Here is a 16,685-nt window from a genome sequence, read left to right on the forward strand (position 1 = left end):
TCACAGGCTCAGCTCCGGGTGGAGCCGGTCCAGGGTCCACACCTGCTTGCGACGTGCGGCCACCGCGGTCAGGGCGAGCGCACCCGCCGTGAAGGCCAGCAGCACCGCACTGCCCTGCCAGACCGGGCCCAGCCCGCCGCCCGTGATCAGCCGGCGCAGCCCGTCGACGATGTAACTCATCGGCAGGTAGGGGTGGATCGCGTTGAAGAACCCGGGGCTGGTCTGGACGGGATACGTACCCCCGGCCGAGGTCAGCTGGAGCATCAGCACCGCCAGCACGAGGATCCGTCCCGCGGCTCCGAACCGGGCGTTCAGCCACTGCACGATCGCTGCGAAGCAGCAGGTCACCAGCGCCAGGAAGCCGACCGTCCCGGCGGCGCGGGCCATCTGCAGACCGAGCCCCCAGTGCAGTACGGACATCAGGGCGGCCACCTGGAGCAGACCGATGGCGACCACCGGCAGCCAGCCCGCGAAGGCGATCCGCCAGGCGGAGGCCCCGGCGGCGAGCGCGCGCCGGTTGAGCGGCTGGATCAGCATGTAGGCCACCATCGCGCCGACCCAGAGGGAGAGCGGGATGAAGTAGGGCGCGAAACCGGTGCCGTAGTTGGGGGCCGCGTGCAGCGACTGGGAGGCCAGCTGCACCGGGTCGGCCATCACACCGGTACGGGCGTCGCGGTCCTTCTTGTCGTAGTCGGGGATCGCGCCGACACCGTCGTTGAGCCCCTGGGCCAGGGTGGTCGAGCCGTCGCCGAGCCGGATCAGCCCGCCATCCAGATTCGCCGCGCCCTTCTTGAGATTGCCCACGCCGCTGTCCAGGTCGGCGGAACCGGTCCTGGCCGTCACCAGTCCGGTGTGCAGGTCGCCGGCACCCTTCGCGACCTTGTGGGCGCCGGTGTTGAGCGCGTTGACCTTCTTGACGGCGGACCCCAGGTCCTCGTCCAGGCGCGGCGCGTGCTCGGCCAGGGCGTCGGCCTGCCGCTGAAGGGTGGTCAGCTGGGTGCGCAGCTTCTTCAGATCGCCGTTCTGGCTGGTGACCAGTGCGTTCACGTCGTCGGCCACGTCGGCGACATCGGCCGCCGCGGTCGTGGCGCGCTTCAGCGGGGGGCAGACGGTGGAGTCGGGGACCGGCTCCTCCGTGCAGCTGGTGCGGTAGATCCCGGCCAGGTCGTCGGAGGCGGTGCGGGCTGCGGTGGCCGCGGTGGGCGCCGCCTTCACCAGCAGGTCGAGGTTGTCCCGCACGGTCTTCGAGGAGTCGGAGACCAGCCGGGCGGTGTCGCCGATCGACTTGCCGTTGTCCTTGAGGAACGGGCGGACGTCGGCGGCCACCCCGTTCACCTTGTCGGCGAGCTGCTGAGTGCCCTCGGCCACCTGGCGGGAGCCGGTTTCGAGGTCGCTCGCGCCCTTGTCCAGCTTGACGATCCCGCCTGCCAGCCTGTTGCTGCCGGCCTTGGCGTCCTTCAGCCCGTCCGCGAGATCCTGCGAGCCCTTCTTGGCCTTGCCGATGCCGCCCTTGAGGTCGTCGGCACCCTTGGCGGCCTTCGCCGTCGCGTCGTGGAGGTCGGAGAAGTTGATGAAGATCCGGTCGTAGAAGCTGCGCGAGGCGTTGGTCGACGCGGCGGTGCGCACCTCGGAGAAGACCGAGCGGGAGATCTGCCCGACGATGTAGTTGTTGGCATCGTTGGTCCGCACCTGGAGGGCGCCGGCCTCGGGGGAGTCGCCCGAACTGGACGCGATCCGCTTGCTGAAGTCCGACGGCATGGTGAGCGAGAGGTAGTACGTGCCGTCCTCGACCCCCTTGTCGGCCTCGGCGGAACTCACCTCGTGCCAGTCGAAGACCTTGGAGTCCAGGAGCTTGCCGGTGATCTCGTCACCGGCCGCGATGCGCTTGCCGTCCGCGGTGGTGCCCTTGTCGTTGTTGACCAGTGCGACGGGAATCTTGTCGAGGCGGCCGTACGGGTCCCAGAAGGACCACAGGTACAGGGCGCCGTACAGCAGGGGCAGGAGCAGCAGCGCGACCAGCGCGGCGCGCGGGAGCTTTCCCCTGCCGAAACGCCTGAGCTCAAGCGCGGCCAGTCTCGGCGAACGCATCGGCCGTTCCTTCCTCGGTCGTGGTTTCCCCGGTCGCGCTCCTCGCGGCCGTGCCGGCTGCGTCGTCGGTGCTCTCCGTGCGCAGGGTGATCGCGTCCTCGGGCGCCTGGCTGCATACGGCGAGCACGGTCGTGCCGTTGTCCGCGACGGACCGCAGCAGGTCCCAGGCCTCGGTCCGTTCGGCGTCGGAGAGCTTGAGGTCGGTGTCGTCCACCGCGAGCAGCCGGGGGGTGCCGATCAGTGCGAGGGCGACGGAGAGCCGCAGCGCCTCCAGCCGCTCCAGATCCCGTACGGAGGTCCGCCCGGCCTTGGGCAGGGTGGCCGGGTCGAGTCCGGCGGCGTCCAGCGCCGTGTCGATCCGTGCCCGGGCGGTGGCGGCCCGTTCGGCACGCGGGCGCAGCAGGGCGCGCAGCGAACCGTCGAAGCGGCGCTGCAGCAGGGCCCGCTCGCGCAGGTGCTCGTCGACGGTGAAGGCCGCGTCGAGCTCGCTGACGCCGGGGACCGGGCCGAGCGCGGCGATGCGGCGTACGGCGGCCATCTTGCGCGGCAGACGCAGCCCGCCGACCTTCGCCTGGCCCTCGGTGGGGCGCATCCGGCCGGTGAGAGCGAGCAGCAGGCAGGTACGGCCCGAGCCGGACGGGCCCTCGACCGCCACCAGTGAGCCGGGTCCGGCATCGATGCCCAGGCCCCGGAAGGCCCAGCCGCGCGGCCCCTTGAGGCCGAAATTCTCGGCGGTGACGGATGCCCCGTGCGGGCTGTCCACAGACCCTCTCCCATGTTTTGAACTGACTGGTCAGTGCAAAAAGGTAGCCCGAACTGGCGGACGAAGCAAAACGGCAGGTCGGAGGGGATTCGGGTCGATTGTCAGTGGTGCCCCTCACGATGGACACAGACGGCCACGGAGTCGTTACACGAGACAGGAGGTTTCGTCATGGCCCACTCGTCCGCAGCAGCCGCACCCCGGCGCCGCGCAGACGGCCCTGCCCCCTCACTGACCGGCCCGGCAAGCGATGTCCACCCCGTTCTGCGCCGCACCACGGCGCCGCCCGCCGCCCTCGATCTGCTCGCGAAGGCCCGCACCGGCCTCGACGAGGCCGCCGTTCTCGATGTGCCGAACGAACGGTATGCCACCGCCCATCTCGCAGCGCTGCGCACCGCGGCCGCGGTGCTCGCCGCGCGGGGCCGCCCGGAGACGTCCAGGCGGCGCCGGGAGCGCATCCGCAGCGCCTGGGAGGTCCTGCCCGAAATAGCTCCCGAGCTGACCGAATGGAGCGCGCTGTTTGCTGCCGGTGCCCGCCGCAGGGCCCGTGCCGAAGCCGGGATACCCGGTGCGGCCAGCCGGCGGGACGCCGACGACCTGCTGCGCGACGCGGCGATGTTCCTGCGTCTGGTCGAGCGGCTGCTGGTGCTCCAGCCGGTGCTCCCGCAGGCCAGGAGGGAGCGGTCCGACGCGGGATGACGGGCGCGGCGGCGTGAGGCAATAGGGTGGGAAGCGCTCGTACCACCTGCACTGTTCACGCTCCGCCGTCACAGGCGGCACCGTGCCGAGGAGTCATCTGCCGTGTCGGACCAGCTGCGCCCCCGCGCCTCCCTCCGTACCGCCGTGGTCTGGGAGGTCCTCAAGGACGCCCTCGACCGCCGGGTGAAGGCGACCGGCAGGGACGCCCTGGACGTCCTGGACACCGGCGGCGGCACCGGCATCTTCGCGGTGCCGGTCGCCCGGCTCGGCCACCGTGTCACCGTCGTCGACCCCAGCCCCAACGCGCTCTTCGCGCTGGAGCGCCGTGCGTCCGAGGCCGGGGTGGCCGAGCGGGTCCGCGGCGTCCAGGGAGACATCCACGGCCTGTTCGAGGTCGTCGAACGCGGTGGGTACGACGCGGTGCTGTGCCACGGCGTCCTGGAGTACGTGGACGACCCCGCCGAGGGCGTACGCAACGCGGTGGCGGCGCTCCGGCCGTCCGGTGCGCTCAGCCTGCTCGCCGCCGGGCTCGGCGGTGCCGTCCTGGCGCGGGCGCTCGCCGGTCACTTCACCGAGGCCCGGCAGGCGCTCAGCGACCCGGCGGGCCGCTGGGGCGAGGGCGATCCGATGCCCCGGCGCTACACCGCGGAGCAGCTCACCGAGCTGGTCTCCGGGGCCGACGCCGAGGTCGGCGCGGTCCACGGCGTACGGGTCTTCGCCGACCTGGTGCCCGGCGTCCTGGTGGACACGGAGCCCGGCGCCGTGGAGGCCCTGCTCAAGCTGGAGTCCGCCGCGGCCGAACTGCCCGCCTTCCACTCGGTCGCGACGCAGTTGCACGTCCTGGGCACGAAGCGCGCCTGAGCGCCAGCCGGTCCGGTCCGGCGGCTCCGGACGCAGCACGGCTGATCAGCGGTGCAGCGGCAGACGGAGTACGCACCTGGACCCCCGATCGGGTGCTTCGCCCCGTATGATCGGGGGACACCATCCGGCATGACGGATCGGAGGTTGGGGAATCAACGCCTCAGCAGCTGAGCCGTTGTGGCGGCCCGGACTGGCTGATGGGCAAGAAGGCGGGTTTCACGGGGGCGATTCCCTGCCTATCCTGGAAGGGCCGCATACCGGCCGCCCCCCGCGGCCGACGACGAGGAGGACTCCGTGCCGCTCTCGGAGCACGAGCAGCGAATGCTCGAGCAAATGGAGCGAGCGCTGTACGCCGAAGATCCCAAGTTCGCGACAGCGCTCGAGGGAAGCGGGCTGCGTACGTACACCCGGCGACGGGTCTACCAGGCGGTCGCAGGCTTCCTGGTGGGTATCGCGCTCCTCATGGCCGGAATGGTCGCCCAGCTCATCTGGATCAGTGTGGTGGGATTTCTCGTCATGCTGGGCTGCGCGGTCCTTGCGGTCACCGGGTGGCGCAAGGCACCCAAACCGGGCGAGCATCCGGCAGCAGGAGGCGCCGGTGAGCGCGGTCGGCCCAGGCAGCGCCGGACCGTGATGAACCGCATCGAGCAGCGGTGGCAGCGCCGCCGCGACGAGCAGGGCCAGTAGGCCCTCGGACATACTTGGTGAGGGGCGGCCGCGACTTCGCGGCCGCCCCTCATGCGTGCCCGGCACAGGCCGCGGCGGGTGGCCGTCGGCCCGGCTTCCTTGCGGCCGGGCCCTCGCGAGAGGCGTCCCTACGGGCCTTCGCGAGGGCCACGGCCCCGGTCACCCCTGCTGGCGCGACGGCCGCCGGAGCCGTCCCGCCCACCGGTCCCGGCGCCACAGCGCCGTCCACCTGCCGGTGACCGCCGCCCAGCGGTCCGAGGCCGCCCAGATCACCCGAACGGCCGAGCGCGGTGCCACCACGGCCCGGATCCGGGTGATCCGGTCGGCAGAGGCCCGCAGACCGGCTCGTGCCGTTTCCACGTCCTCGGCCAGCCCGGTGCTCGGCCGGGGCTCGGGTGCGTAGAGGACCTGCTCCACCGCCCCGGCGACCCGGTGCACCGCGGCCGCCGCATCGGGTCCCAGCTGCCCGAGCCGCACCACCCGGGCCGCCGCCTTGCGCGGGGTCCGGGAGTCGTCCGGCTCGATGCCGTGGTCCCAGGCCGTGTCGGTGATCTCCTGCCAGGCCGCGAGCGTGCCGGACACCGCGTGCACCGGCGCGCGGCCCGGTTCGGCGCTGCGGTCCGAACCGGTGCCGGCGCCGGTGACACCCTGCTCCGTGGGCGGCGTACGCCGGGCGGAGAGGCCCAGCCTGCGCCTGCGGGCCCGGAGCCGCCAGAGCAGCGGCAGCAGCGGCAGTGCGAGGACCACCACGGCGAGCAGGACCAGACCGACGACGGTGCCCGTCGGTGTCCCGGAATCCGTCGGAGCCGCCACCCCGGGAGCCGCCGTGCTGCCGCACTCGCCCTGCTTGCGCATCTGCGCCGGGCAGCTGTCCGGGACGGACGGTGCGGCCGAGGGAGCCGCGGAGGAGCCCTTCTCCGGCAGGGCCGGGACGTTCGTGTCGCCCGTGGGGGCGGCTTCCTGGGTGTACGAGGGTGTGCTGCCCCGCGTCGGAGTCGGCTCGAAACGGGTCCACCCGGCGCCCTCGAAGTAGAGCTCGGGCCAGGCATGGGCGTCGCGCAGGCCCACCGAGACCGAACCGTCCGACTGGCCGGTGCCGGGGGTGAAGCCCACCGCGACCCGGGCCGGAATGCCCAGCGTCCGTGCCATCGCGGCCATCGCGAAGGAGAAGTGGACGCAGAACCCCTGCTTGTCCTTGAGGAACCGGCTGATCGCCGCGCTCCCGGTGCCCGAGTTCACCGAGGTGTCATAGGTGAAGCCGCCGCCCGAGGCGAAGTAGTCCTGCAGCTTCACCGCCCGCTCGTAATCGTTGGCGGCGCCCTTGGTCACCCTGTCCGCAGTCTCCTCGACCACCTTCGGCAGGGAGGCGGGAACGCGGGTGTACTCGCGCCGCAGAGCGGCCGGTGCGGGGCCCGCCGTGGCGAGCTGCTCGGCGGTCGGCTCGACCACCAGGCTGGAGACCTGGTACTGGGCGCCGCGGGTGGTCTCCCCGCGGTCACCGACGAGCGTGCGTCCCTCCGGTTCGTACCGCCAGCGTCCGTCGACCTTGACCTCGGTCGCCGGATAGGGGAGCGGCAGATAGGTCTGCTGGTAGGAACGGGAGGCGGAGATGTTCGTCCTGATCTCCGTGACCGCCACGTCCGGGCCGAGACCCGCCGGATCGGGGAGCCGCTTCGGCACGTCCTTCAGACGGCGCGTGGAGGGCCGCCACTCGCTCCCGTTGAACTGGTCCAGGGCCAGAATCCGCAGATAGAAGTCCTGCGGGGCACCGGAATTGGTGCGGTAGGACATCACCTGCCGGTTCTCCGGCTGGTTCAGATTGTCCTGCAGCGAGACCAGCGGGTTCACCGCGGAGATGGTGCCGCCGCCGCCCTTGCCGTTCCCGCCGCCGCCCGTCCCGGCCAGCAGCCCGCCGCCGAGCGCCGGAAGCGCCGCCGGGACGACCAGCGCGACGCCCAGCGCCAGCGCGCCGATCCGGCGCCCGGTGCGGACCGGGGCCGTCGGCCGGGTGCTCGACATCGCCGCACCGACCGCCGGACCCCCTGGGGATCTGGCGGCCGCGCCGCTGAAGACCCGCCCCCACTGGGAGAGCCGGTCCCGGCCCTCGGCCAGCAGAAGCAGCAGATAGCCACCGGCCGCCAGCAGGAACCAGAGCCAGTCCGCCCCGCCCTCGGACAGCCCCGCGGCCACCGAGTAGAGGGCGAGGAGCGGCAGACCCGCCGGGGCCGCGCTGCGGAACGTCACCGCGAGGGCGTCCACCGCCAGTCCGACCAGCAGCACACCACCGATCAGCATCAGCCGGATGCCGTCCGTCACAGGGGCCGGAGCGGCATACCTACCGACGTCCTCGGCGCCCGACGTCAGCAGATGCGCGAGCCGCTGGACGGCCTCCGGGCCGGGCAGCAGACCGGCCACCGCCTGCTGCCGGGCGAAGACCACTGTCAGCACGACCAGCGTGACCAGCACCTGCGCCGCGACGACCAGGGCACGGGGCACGGGCGCCCGGCGAACGAGCGCCCCCGCACCGCTCTGGACCGCCAGCAGGAATGCGGCCTGCAGGATCCACCCGGCCGGTTCGACCAGCGGCAGCATCGAGGCCGCCGCCATCACTGTCGCCGCAAAGGCGCACAGCGCCAGCCGACCACGACTGCTCATGACCAACCCCCGGAGAAACCTGTCGTGCCGTCCGCGGCGCCGCCGATGTCGGCGGACTGCGCCGCCACGTCCTGGTGCCCCGCCTGCTGCCAGTAGCGGGCGAGACCGGTCCCGGGTGCCACCGCCACGGCCGTCCAGCCCGATTCCCGCAGCAGCCGCAGCCGCCGCTCGGACGCCTCGCGCGCCGCTGCGCGCGGGACATCGCCCTGCACCCAGTCCGCGCTGTCCAGTACGAAGGCGACTGCGCCGCCGCTGCGCTGCCGCATCCGCGCCGCCACCGCCGCCTGCTCCTCGTCCAGATCACCGAAGAAGGCGACCAGCAGCCCTTCGTTGCCGCCGCGCAGCACGTCGTACGCGCGCGACAGACCACCGCCGTCGGAATGGTCGACCACCGCCAGGGTGTCCAGCATCAGCCCCGCGGAGTCGGCGGACTCGTGTGTCGATCCGGCGAAGCCGCCCTCGCCCTCGCCGGGAACCGCGTTCCCGTCGTCGGTCAGCAGCCGGACGGCGAAGCCCCGCTCCAGCATGTGCGTCAGCGCGGAAGCGGCCCCGGACACCGCCCATTCGAAGGCGGAGTCGGGCCCCGCCCCCTGGTAGGCGATCCGCCGGGTGTCCAGCAGCACCGTGCACCTGGCCCGCTGCGGCTGCTCCTCGCGGCGCACCATCAGCTCGCCGTAGCGCGCCGTCGAGCGCCAGTGGACCCGGCGCAGATCGTCGCCGTGCCGGTAGCCGCGGGGGATCACGTCGTCGTCCCCGGCCAGCGCCAGGGAACGCTGCCGTCCCTCGCCGTACCCCGGGGCCTCGCCGGCCAGCCGCACCGGCGGCAACGGCTCGGTCCGCGGAATGACGACGAGGGTGTCGTACGCGCTGAACGAACGGGTCAGCTCGCACATCCCGAACGGATCGCTCAGCCGCAGCTGCAACGGTCCGAGCGGATAGCGCCCGCGCAGATCCGACCGCACCCGGTAGGACACCTCACGACGGCCGCCCGTCTCCACCCGGTCCAGCACGAACCGGGGCCGCGGCCCGAGCACATAGGGCACCCGGTCCTGGAGCATCAGCAGCCCGGTGGGCATCCGTGACACGTTCTCCATCCGCAGATGAACCCGCGCCTCGGTGCCCGCCGGGACCCGGGACGGCGTGAGCCGCCGGGTGCCCGCGACCCGGTAGCGGGTGCGGACGAGCACCGCCACGCAGACCAGCGGCAGTGCGGTGAGCAGCAGCCCGACCCGCAGCAGATCCGCCTGGCCGAGCACATAGGCGCAGATCGCCGCGGCGATCCCGGCCGCCAGAAAGGACCGCCCACGGGTGGTCAGCCCGCCCAGGGCGGCCCGCAGACCGCCCTTCTCGTCGCCGTCGTCCATCGCGGCCGGACCCCCGGCGGTCATCACACCCGCCGTGTGCCGGGCTGCTGCTGGCCGTACGCCGGACGGCCCGGCTGGTGCTGAACCTGGGTGACGCCACCGTTCGCGGTCGGGACCGGCGTCTGCCGGAGGATCTCCAGCACGACCTGCTCGGCGGTGCGACGGTTCAGCTGGGCCTGGGCCGTCGGCAGCAGCCGGTGCGCGAGCACCGCGACCGCCAGCGCCTGCACATCGTCCGGCAGGCAGTAGTCCCGGCCGCTCAGCGCCGCGGAGGCCTTCGCCGCGCGCAGCAGATGCAGGGTGGCCCGGGGCGAGGCGCCGAGCCGGAGATCGGGGTGGCTGCGGGTGGCCCCGACGAGCTCCACCGCGTACCGCCGGACGGCGTCGGCCACATGGACCGTCCGCACCGCGTCGATCAGCTTCACGATCTCGTGCGCGTGCGCCACCGGCTGGAGGTCGTCGAGCGGCGGGAGACCGCCGTGCACATCGAGCATCTGCAGCTCGGCCTCCGCGGTCGGATAGCCGATCGACACCCGCGCCATGAACCGGTCGCGCTGGGCCTCGGGCAGCGGATAGGTGCCCTCCATCTCCACCGGGTTCTGGGTGGCCACCACCATGAACGGGTCGGGCAGCTCGTAGCTGTGCCCGTCGATGGTGACCTGGCGCTCCTCCATGGACTCCAGCAGCGCCGACTGGGTCTTCGGCGAGGCGCGGTTGATCTCGTCGCCGATCACGATCTGGGCGAAGATCGCGCCCGGCTTGAATTCGAAGTCGCGCCGCTGCTGGTCGAAGATGGACACACCGGTGATGTCCGAGGGCAGCAGGTCCGGCGTGAACTGAATGCGCCGCACCGAGCAGTCGATGGACCGTGCCAGCGCCTTGGCCAGCATCGTCTTGCCGACTCCGGGGACGTCCTCGATGAGGAGATGTCCCTCCGCCAGCAGTACGGTCAGCGAAAGCCGTACGACCTCGGGCTTGCCCTCGATCACGCTCTCCACCGACCTGCGCACCCGCTCCGCAGTCGTGGTCAGATCTGTGAGGCTCGCTCGATCGTCATAGGTGGTCACCCGGCCCTCCTCGGCCCTGCCCCACGCTCACCAGGAGCAGGGGATACCCCATTCACGGGCCGACGCGCACACAGCGGTCCGGCCCACCCCGAAACACGGACACCCCTCCTGGACATGTCCGCGGGATGTCACACGGGCATTCTTGTTGCCGTTACCGCTTCGTGTCACTCGCCTGTGGACAAGTAGGGGCGATATGCCGGTTTCGGGAGGGTTTTCGGTTCCGGGTGGGCGGCATCCGGCCGGTCAGGAGGCAGGGAGGATCTCCCGCAGCAGGCCGGTGGTCACATCGAAGACGAAGCCGCGGACGTCGTCCGTGTGCAGCAGGAACGGCGAGGTGCGCACGCGCTGCATCGACTGGCGTACGTCCTGGTCGGCGTCCTTGTACGCCTCGACCGCCCAGACCGGACGCTGGCCGACCTCGGCCTCCAGCTCCTGGCGGAATTCCTCGGTGATCGACTCCAGGCCGCAATTGGTGTGGTGAATGAGTATGACGCTGCGCGTGCCGAGGGCCCGCTGGCTGATGGTCAGCGAACGGATCACGTCGTCGGTGACCACGCCGCCCGCGTTGCGGATGGTGTGGCAGTCACCGAGCGCCAGGCCGAGCGCGTCGTGCAGGTCGAGCCGGGCGTCCATGCAGGCGACCACGGCGACGCGCAGCACCGGCTTGGCGTCCATGCCCGGGTCTTCGAAATCGGCGGCGTACCGGACGTTCGCCTCGACGAGGCGATCGGTGACCGTGTCCCCGGTGCGGGCCCGGTCGGCGGCCGGGGCGGATGGACCGGCGGGGGATTGCGCGGAAGTCGACATGGCTATGACGTTATCCCCCGCACCCGCGTCCGTCGTGCTGTGAGAAGGGACAAAGAACGTCAACGAGACTTGTTGTGAGGTAACCCACAAGCCTCGCAGTCGCGCGTCCGGGCGGGTGAACGGAGGGCGGGGCGACGCGCAGCCGGGCTGATTGATCGGGAATCGATCGAATGGCAGGGTGGACTAAAGTAACGGGAAGTTACCGACACCCTGCACATTCCGTAGAATTCCCCTGTGTGTGCGGCGTACGTACGGGCCCGGCCCTCTCCCGCTCGCCGGTCGGCCGGCGCCCCTTCCCCGGCGCCTGACGACCTCCCCTTCTGAGCGGGCGGGGACCAGGCCGTACGTGCGGCCACCCGGGACCTGAGCCTGAGAGGGCGCATGAGCCAGACCCGACACGTCCCGGTGATGCTCCAGCGGTGCCTGGACCTGTTGGCCCCGGCTCTGGAAGCGCCGGGCCCGCAGGCGCCCGTGGTCGTCGACTGCACCCTCGGCCTCGGCGGGCACAGTGAAGCGCTGCTCTCCGCCTTCCCCTCCGTACGGCTGATCGGGCTGGACCGCGACAAGGAGGCGCTGCGGCTCTCCGGCGAGCGGCTCGCCCCGTACGGCGACCGGGCCACTCTGGTGCACGCGGTCTACGACGAACTGCCCGAGGTGCTCGACAGGCTCGGCATCCCGAAGGTCCAGGGCGTCCTGTTCGACCTCGGCGTCTCCTCCATGCAGCTGGACGAGGCCGACCGCGGATTCGCGTACGCCCAGGACGCCCCGCTCGACATGCGGATGGACCAGACGACCGGCATCGGCGCGGCCGAGGTGCTGAACACCTATCCGCCGGGCGAACTGGTCCGGATCCTGCGCGCGTACGGCGAGGAGAAGCAGGCCAAGCGGATCGTCTCGGCGATCGTGCGCGAGCGCGAGAAGGAGCCGTTCAGCAACAGCGCCCGGCTCGTCGAGCTGATCCGTGACTCGCTGCCCCAGGCAGCCAAGCGCACCGGTGGCAACCCCGCCAAACGGACGTTCCAGGCGCTGCGCATCGAGGTCAATGGCGAGCTCACCGTCCTGGAGCGGGCCATTCCGGCCGCCGTCCAGAGCCTCGCGGTCGGCGGCCGCATCGCCGTCCTCTCGTACCACTCGCTGGAGGACCGGCTGGTCAAGCAGGTCTTCGCGGCGGGCGCCGCCACCACGGCGCCGCCCGGACTGCCGGTCGTCCCCGAGCGCTACCAGCCCCGGCTGAAGCTGCTGACCCGCGGCGCGGAACTGCCCACGGAGGAGGAGGTCGCCGAGAACCGGCGCGCCGCCCCCGCCCGGCTGCGCGGCGCCCAGCGGATCCGCGAGGAGGAACGATGACCGTCCGGCGCCGGGGGACCCGGAAGCCGGCGGCGCGGGGGGCGGCGCGGTGAGCAAACCGGCCGGGCAGTTGAGAGGGCGCGCCGCGCGGCTCGCCCGGCTGATGCCGTCCGGGCCCAGCAATGCGGCCCGTACCCCCTTCGTCCTGCTGGTCGTGGTGCTGCTGGGCGGCGGCCTGATCACGCTCCTGGTGCTCAACTCGGCCCTCAATGAAGGGTCGTTCAGGCTGAGCGAGCTGAAGAAGCGGACCACCGAGCTCACCGACGAGCAGCAGGCTCTCCAGCACGACGTCGACAACTACTCCAAGCCGGACGCCCTGGAGCGGCGCGCCCGCGAACTGGGCATGGTGCCCGGCGGCAGCCCCGCCTTCCTGAACCCGGACGGCACGGTCCGCGGCGTACCCGCCGAGACCACCGCCGACCCCGTCCCCACCCCGCCTCCGCCGAAGAGCAGTACGCCGACGGCGCCCCCCGCCACCACCCCGGCCTCGCCCGCCCCGCCGGCACCGGCCGGCTCCCCGGGCACCGTGGTGCCGCCCTCCAGCGCCTCCGCGACCCCGGCGGCCGGGCCGGGTACCCCGGCAGACCAGTCCCCGACGAGCCCCGGCAGGTGACGCAGTGCCGCCCAAGGATCCACCGCGCCGCCGGGTTCCCGGCCCCGCGCGCCCGCGCAGCGCCGCAGGCGGCCAGGGGCGCCCGAGGCCCGCGGCCCGCCGTCCGCCCTCCCCGGCCCGGCGCCCCCAACCGCCCCGCGGCCGGACCGCCCGCCCGCTGCGGCTCGGCAACCCGCGCCCACGGCTCCGCCTGGTCAGCCTCGCCCTGACGCTCGTCATGCTGGCGTTCGTCGTCAGGCTGCTCCAGGTCCAGGCCGTCGACGCCAGTGCGTACGCGGCCAAGGCCAAGGAGAACCGCTACCTCAGCTACACGATCTCCGCCGAGCGCGGCGAGATCACCGACCGCAGCGGGATCGCCCTGGCCACCAGCGTCGACGCGTACAACATCACCGCCGATCCCTCGATGTTCACGCCCGAGTTCAGCAAGGCCCCCGACGCACCCCAGCAGGCGGCGGCGCTCCTCGCCCCGATTCTCGGCACCGATGCCACCGAGCTGACCCGGAAGCTGTCCCGGAAGGGCCGCTACGTCGTCCTGGCCCGCCGCCAGACCCCGCAGGTCTGGAACCAGATCAAGGACCTCAAGTCCGTCTTCGCCGAGAAGGCGGGCAAGGACCGGGCGGGCGGCGGCCCGGGAGCCAATGTGCTCGCCGGGGTCTTCCAGGAGGCGACCACCAAGAGGGTCTACCCCAACGGGGGTCTCGCCGCCGGGATACTGGGTTACGTCAACGCCGACGGCGAGGGCGCGGGCGGCCTCGAATCGCAGCTGGACAAGGAGCTCGCGGGCGAGGACGGCAAGATCAGGTACGCCCAGTCCGGCGGCCGGCGGGTGCCCACCGCGGGGACCGAAGAGGTCCCGGCCGTCCCCGGGGCCGACGTCGAGCTGACCATCGACCGCGACATCCAGTGGGCCGCCCAGAAGGCCATCACCGACCAGGTGAAGAAGTCCAAGGCCGACCGCGGCTACGTCGTCGTGCAGAACACCCGGACCGGAGAGGTCCTCGCCATGGCCAACGCGCCCGGCTTCGACCCCAACGACCTCTCGCAGGCCGATGCGGCGTCGCTGGGCAACGCCGCCCTCCAGGACGTCTACGAACCCGGCTCCACCAGCAAGGTCATGTCCATGGCCGCCGTGCTGGAGGAGGGCGTCGCCACCCCGGGCACCCATGTCACCGTCCCCAACCGGCTGCACCGCGGCGACCGGCTCTTCAAGGACGACATCGACCACCCCACCTGGTACCTCACGCTCAACGGCGTACTCGCCAAGTCCAGCAACATCGGCACCATCCTGGCCACCGGCGAACTGGGCAGGACCCAGGCCGAGGCCAACAAGGTCCTCTACTCCTACCTGCGCAAGTTCGGGATCGGCTCGCCGACCGGTCTCGACTACCCGGGCGAGACCCCCGGCATCCTCGCCAAGCCCAAGGACTGGTCGACCTCGCAGCAGTACACGATCCCGTTCGGCCAGGGTCTCTCGCTCAACGCCATGCAGGCCGCCTCCATCTACTCGACGATCGCCAACGACGGGCTCCGCGTCGCGCCCACGCTGGTACGCGGCACCAGGGGCGCCGACGGCCACTTCACGGCTGCCGCCCCGCCCGGGCGGACCAGGGTGGTCAGCGCGAAGACCGCCAAGACGCTCGCCGCCATGCTGGAGTCGGTGGTCGGCGACGAGGAGGGCACCGGAACGAAGGCCAAGATCCCCGGCTACCGGGTGGCGGGCAAGACCGGTACGGCCAACCGCGTCGACCCGGTACGCGGCGGCTACCACGGCTACACCGCGTCCTTCGCGGGCTTCGCCCCCGCCGACAAACCGCAGGTCACCGTCTACTGCGCGATCCAGAACCCGACCAAGGGCAGCTATTTCGGCGGCCAGATCTGCGGACCGATCTACAAGCAGGTCATGGAGTTCGCGCTCAAGACGCTCCAGACCCCACCGTCCGGCAGCGGGCCAGCCCGGCTGCCGGTGTCCTTCGATCCCGGCGAGTGAACTCGGGGAAACCATCCAGTGACAACCATCACGCCCGATCCCGGGAACCGGAACGGGAACCACCGGAACCCCGGCCCCTCACTTCGCGAGAGGCCGGGTGCGCCCGGTACGCTCACCGCCGTGCCCCACGCTGATCAGTTCCAAACCACCCAGAAGGCCGCCCCTGTGAAATTCCCGGGAGCGCCCCGCCCGGACCGGATCGGACCGACCTCGCTAGGCGAACTGGCGGCCCGGCTGGGCGTCGAGCCGCCGGGAACCGGAGAGGTCACCGGCATCACCCACGACTCCCGGGCGGTACGCCCCGGCGACGTGTACGCGGCCCTGCCGGGCGCCCGCCTCCACGGCGCCGACTTCGTGGCCCAGGCGGCCGGTCTCGGCGCGGCGGCGATCCTCACCGACCCGGCGGGCGCCGAGCGCGCCGCGGCCACCGGACTCCCGGTGCTGGTCACCGAGGACCCGCGCGGCCGGATGGGCGAGCTCGCCGCCGAGATCTACGGCCGGCCCGGCGCCGCTCTCCTCCAGATCGGCATCACCGGAACGTCCGGCAAGACCACCACCGCCTACCTGATCGAAGGCGGATTCCGCGGCGCCGGGCGCGCCACCGGCCTCATCGGCACGGTGGAGATGCGGATCGGCGACGAGCGCATCAAGTCCGAGCGCACCACCCCCGAAGCCACCGATCTGCAGGCCCTGTTCGCCGTCATGCGTGAGCGCGGCGTCGACTCGGTGACCATGGAGGTCTCCAGCCACGCCCTGGTGCTCGGCCGGGTCGACGGCTGCGTCTTCGATGTCGCGGTCTTCAACAACCTCAGCCCGGAACACATGGAGTTCCACTCCGGGATGGAGGACTACTTCCAGGCCAAGGCGCAGCTCTTCACCCCGGGCCGCAGCCGGCAGGGCGTCGTCAACTTCGACGACGAGTACGGCCGCAGGCTGGTCAGCGAGGCGTCCGTCCCGGTCGTCACCTTCTCCGCCGAGGGCCACCCGGACGCCGACTGGCGCGCCGAGGACGTCGAGGCCGGGCCGCTCGGCTCCACCTTCACCGCCGTCGGCCCCCAGGGCGAGCGGATCGCCGCCAGGGCCCCGCTGCCAGGACCGTTCAACGTCGCCAACACCCTCGCCGCGATCGTCACGCTCGCCGTCGCGGGCATCGACCCGCAGACCGGGGCCGACGGTGTCGCGGCCGTCCCGGGCGTGCCCGGCCGGCTGGAGCGGGTCGACGCCGGACAGCCGTACCTCGCGGTCGTCGACTACGCGCACAAGACCGACGCCGTCGAGTCCGTGCTGCGCTCCCTGCGGAAGGTCACCAAGGGCAGGCTGCACATCGTCCTCGGCTGCGGTGGCGACCGCGACACGACCAAGCGCGGCCCGATGGGCGCCGCCGCGGCCCGCCTCGCCGACACCGCCGTACTGACCTCCGACAACCCCCGTTCCGAGGACCCCCTCAAAATCCTCGCCGCAATGCTCGCGGGCGCCGCCGAGGTGCCCGTCGACGAGCGGGGCGACGTCCTGGTCGAAGCCGACCGGGCCGCCGCCATCGCCGCCGCGGTCGCCCGCGCCGAGCCCGGTGACACGGTGCTGATCGCCGGCAAGGGCCACGAGCAGGGCCAGGACATCCACGGCGTGGTACGCCCCTTCGACGACCGCGTGGTCCTGCGCGCGGCCATCGAGCGCTCCACGGGGCACGAGCGCACCGAGAGCTCCGACCACCGCGCCCACACCCACGAGAACAACAGTCAGGGATGACCAA

At 72.3% G+C, this 16,685-nt stretch carries 13 protein-coding genes; 7 read left to right on the top strand and 6 right to left on the bottom strand.

The features are described 5' to 3' along the window. Both IE107_RS03190 and IE107_RS03195 read right to left on the bottom strand, forming a co-directional pair. Entirely contained in the window at positions 1 to 2,088 is a 2,088-nt protein-coding gene (locus IE107_RS03190) for a YhgE/Pip family protein (RefSeq protein ID WP_189540796.1), read from the bottom strand. Further along, positions 2,060 to 2,851, bottom strand: a complete 792-nt coding sequence (locus IE107_RS03195) for an ATP-binding cassette domain-containing protein (RefSeq protein WP_189540803.1) — start codon at positions 2,849 to 2,851, stop codon at positions 2,060 to 2,062. The genes IE107_RS03190 and IE107_RS03195 overlap by 29 nt, the downstream gene beginning before the upstream one ends. Positions 2,852 to 3,019: 168 nt before the next feature. Between IE107_RS03195 and IE107_RS03200 the strand changes: the two genes are divergently transcribed. The 3 genes from IE107_RS03200 to IE107_RS03210 all read left to right on the top strand — a co-directional run bounded on the left by IE107_RS03200 (position 3,020) and on the right by IE107_RS03210 (position 5,095). Then, the gene (locus IE107_RS03200; RefSeq protein ID WP_189540805.1) at positions 3,020 to 3,547 is read left to right on the top strand and encodes an SAV_6107 family HEPN domain-containing protein; all 528 of its coding nucleotides are present in this window, start codon (positions 3,020 to 3,022) and stop codon (positions 3,545 to 3,547) included. A 102-nt stretch (positions 3,548 to 3,649) separates the two neighbouring features. Beyond that, positions 3,650 to 4,408: a class I SAM-dependent methyltransferase gene (locus IE107_RS03205; RefSeq protein WP_189540807.1), complete on the top strand. Its 759-nt coding sequence runs from the start codon at positions 3,650 to 3,652 to the stop codon at positions 4,406 to 4,408. A 294-nt stretch (positions 4,409 to 4,702) separates the two neighbouring features. Further along, positions 4,703 to 5,095: an SCO2097 family morphological protein gene (locus IE107_RS03210; RefSeq protein WP_072483226.1), complete on the top strand. Its 393-nt coding sequence runs from the start codon at positions 4,703 to 4,705 to the stop codon at positions 5,093 to 5,095. Positions 5,096 to 5,254: 159 nt separating this feature from the next. Here IE107_RS03210 and IE107_RS03215 read toward each other — a convergent pair whose 3' ends face one another. The 4 genes from IE107_RS03215 to IE107_RS03230 all read right to left on the bottom strand — a co-directional run bounded on the left by IE107_RS03215 (position 5,255) and on the right by IE107_RS03230 (position 10,988). After that, a complete protein-coding gene (locus IE107_RS03215; RefSeq protein ID WP_189540809.1) occupies positions 5,255 to 7,750 on the bottom strand; it encodes a transglutaminase TgpA family protein in 2,496 nt (831 codons plus the stop codon). After that, complete coding sequence (locus tag IE107_RS03220; protein WP_189540811.1) at positions 7,747 to 9,138, bottom strand: DUF58 domain-containing protein; 1,392 nt, start codon at positions 9,136 to 9,138, stop codon at positions 7,747 to 7,749. Before IE107_RS03220 ends, IE107_RS03215 begins: the two co-directional genes overlap by 4 nt. Then, positions 9,138 to 10,181 (bottom strand): AAA family ATPase, encoded by a 1,044-nt coding sequence (locus IE107_RS03225; RefSeq protein WP_189540813.1) that lies wholly within the window; start codon positions 10,179 to 10,181, stop codon positions 9,138 to 9,140. Before IE107_RS03225 ends, IE107_RS03220 begins: the two co-directional genes overlap by 1 nt. Positions 10,182 to 10,424: 243 nt before the next feature. After that, positions 10,425 to 10,988 carry a beta-class carbonic anhydrase gene (locus IE107_RS03230; RefSeq protein ID WP_189540815.1) on the bottom strand — a complete coding sequence of 188 codons (564 nt, stop codon included), beginning with the start codon at positions 10,986 to 10,988 and terminating at the stop codon, positions 10,425 to 10,427. Between the two features lie 381 nt (positions 10,989 to 11,369). Here IE107_RS03230 and rsmH point away from each other — a divergent pair, with 381 nt between their 5' ends. From rsmH to IE107_RS03250, 4 genes are read left to right on the top strand one after another with little or no spacing between them, the layout of a single operon-like run. Next, on the top strand, positions 11,370 to 12,335 hold the full coding sequence (gene rsmH / locus IE107_RS03235) for a 16S rRNA (cytosine(1402)-N(4))-methyltransferase RsmH (protein ID WP_189540817.1): 966 nt from the start codon (positions 11,370 to 11,372) through the stop codon (positions 12,333 to 12,335). 49 nt (positions 12,336 to 12,384) lie between these two features. Next, the gene (gene ftsL / locus IE107_RS03240; RefSeq protein WP_189540819.1) at positions 12,385 to 12,948 is read left to right on the top strand and encodes a cell division protein FtsL; all 564 of its coding nucleotides are present in this window, start codon (positions 12,385 to 12,387) and stop codon (positions 12,946 to 12,948) included. A 4-nt stretch (positions 12,949 to 12,952) separates the two neighbouring features. Further along, positions 12,953 to 14,935: a peptidoglycan D,D-transpeptidase FtsI family protein gene (locus tag IE107_RS03245; protein ID WP_189540821.1), complete on the top strand. Its 1,983-nt coding sequence runs from the start codon at positions 12,953 to 12,955 to the stop codon at positions 14,933 to 14,935. Positions 14,936 to 14,953: 18 nt separating this feature from the next. Continuing rightward, positions 14,954 to 16,681, top strand: a complete 1,728-nt coding sequence (locus IE107_RS03250) for a UDP-N-acetylmuramoyl-L-alanyl-D-glutamate--2,6-diaminopimelate ligase (protein WP_189540824.1) — start codon at positions 14,954 to 14,956, stop codon at positions 16,679 to 16,681. Positions 16,682 to 16,685 lie beyond the last annotated feature (4 nt).

Origin of the sequence: Streptomyces gelaticus, assembly GCF_014649535.1 — a bacterium.
GTDB classification, from domain to species: domain Bacteria; phylum Actinomycetota; class Actinomycetes; order Streptomycetales; family Streptomycetaceae; genus Streptomyces; species Streptomyces gelaticus.

What these genes read in the sequence shown, in the direction of transcription:
- IE107_RS03190 (WP_189540796.1), bottom strand. Translation starts at nt 2,088, where the DNA reads ATGCGTTCGCCGAGACTGGCCGCGCTTGAGCTCAGGCGTTTCGGCAGG.
- IE107_RS03200 (WP_189540805.1), top strand. Translation starts at nt 3,020, where the DNA reads ATGGCCCACTCGTCCGCAGCAGCCGCACCCCGGCGCCGCGCAGACGGC.
- IE107_RS03215 (WP_189540809.1), bottom strand. Translation starts at nt 7,750, where the DNA reads ATGAGCAGTCGTGGTCGGCTGGCGCTGTGCGCCTTTGCGGCGACAGTG.
- IE107_RS03220 (WP_189540811.1), bottom strand. Translation starts at nt 9,138, where the DNA reads ATGACCGCCGGGGGTCCGGCCGCGATGGACGACGGCGACGAGAAGGGC.
- IE107_RS03230 (WP_189540815.1), bottom strand. Translation starts at nt 10,988, where the DNA reads ATGTCGACTTCCGCGCAATCCCCCGCCGGTCCATCCGCCCCGGCCGCC.
- rsmH (WP_189540817.1), top strand. Translation starts at nt 11,370, where the DNA reads ATGAGCCAGACCCGACACGTCCCGGTGATGCTCCAGCGGTGCCTGGAC.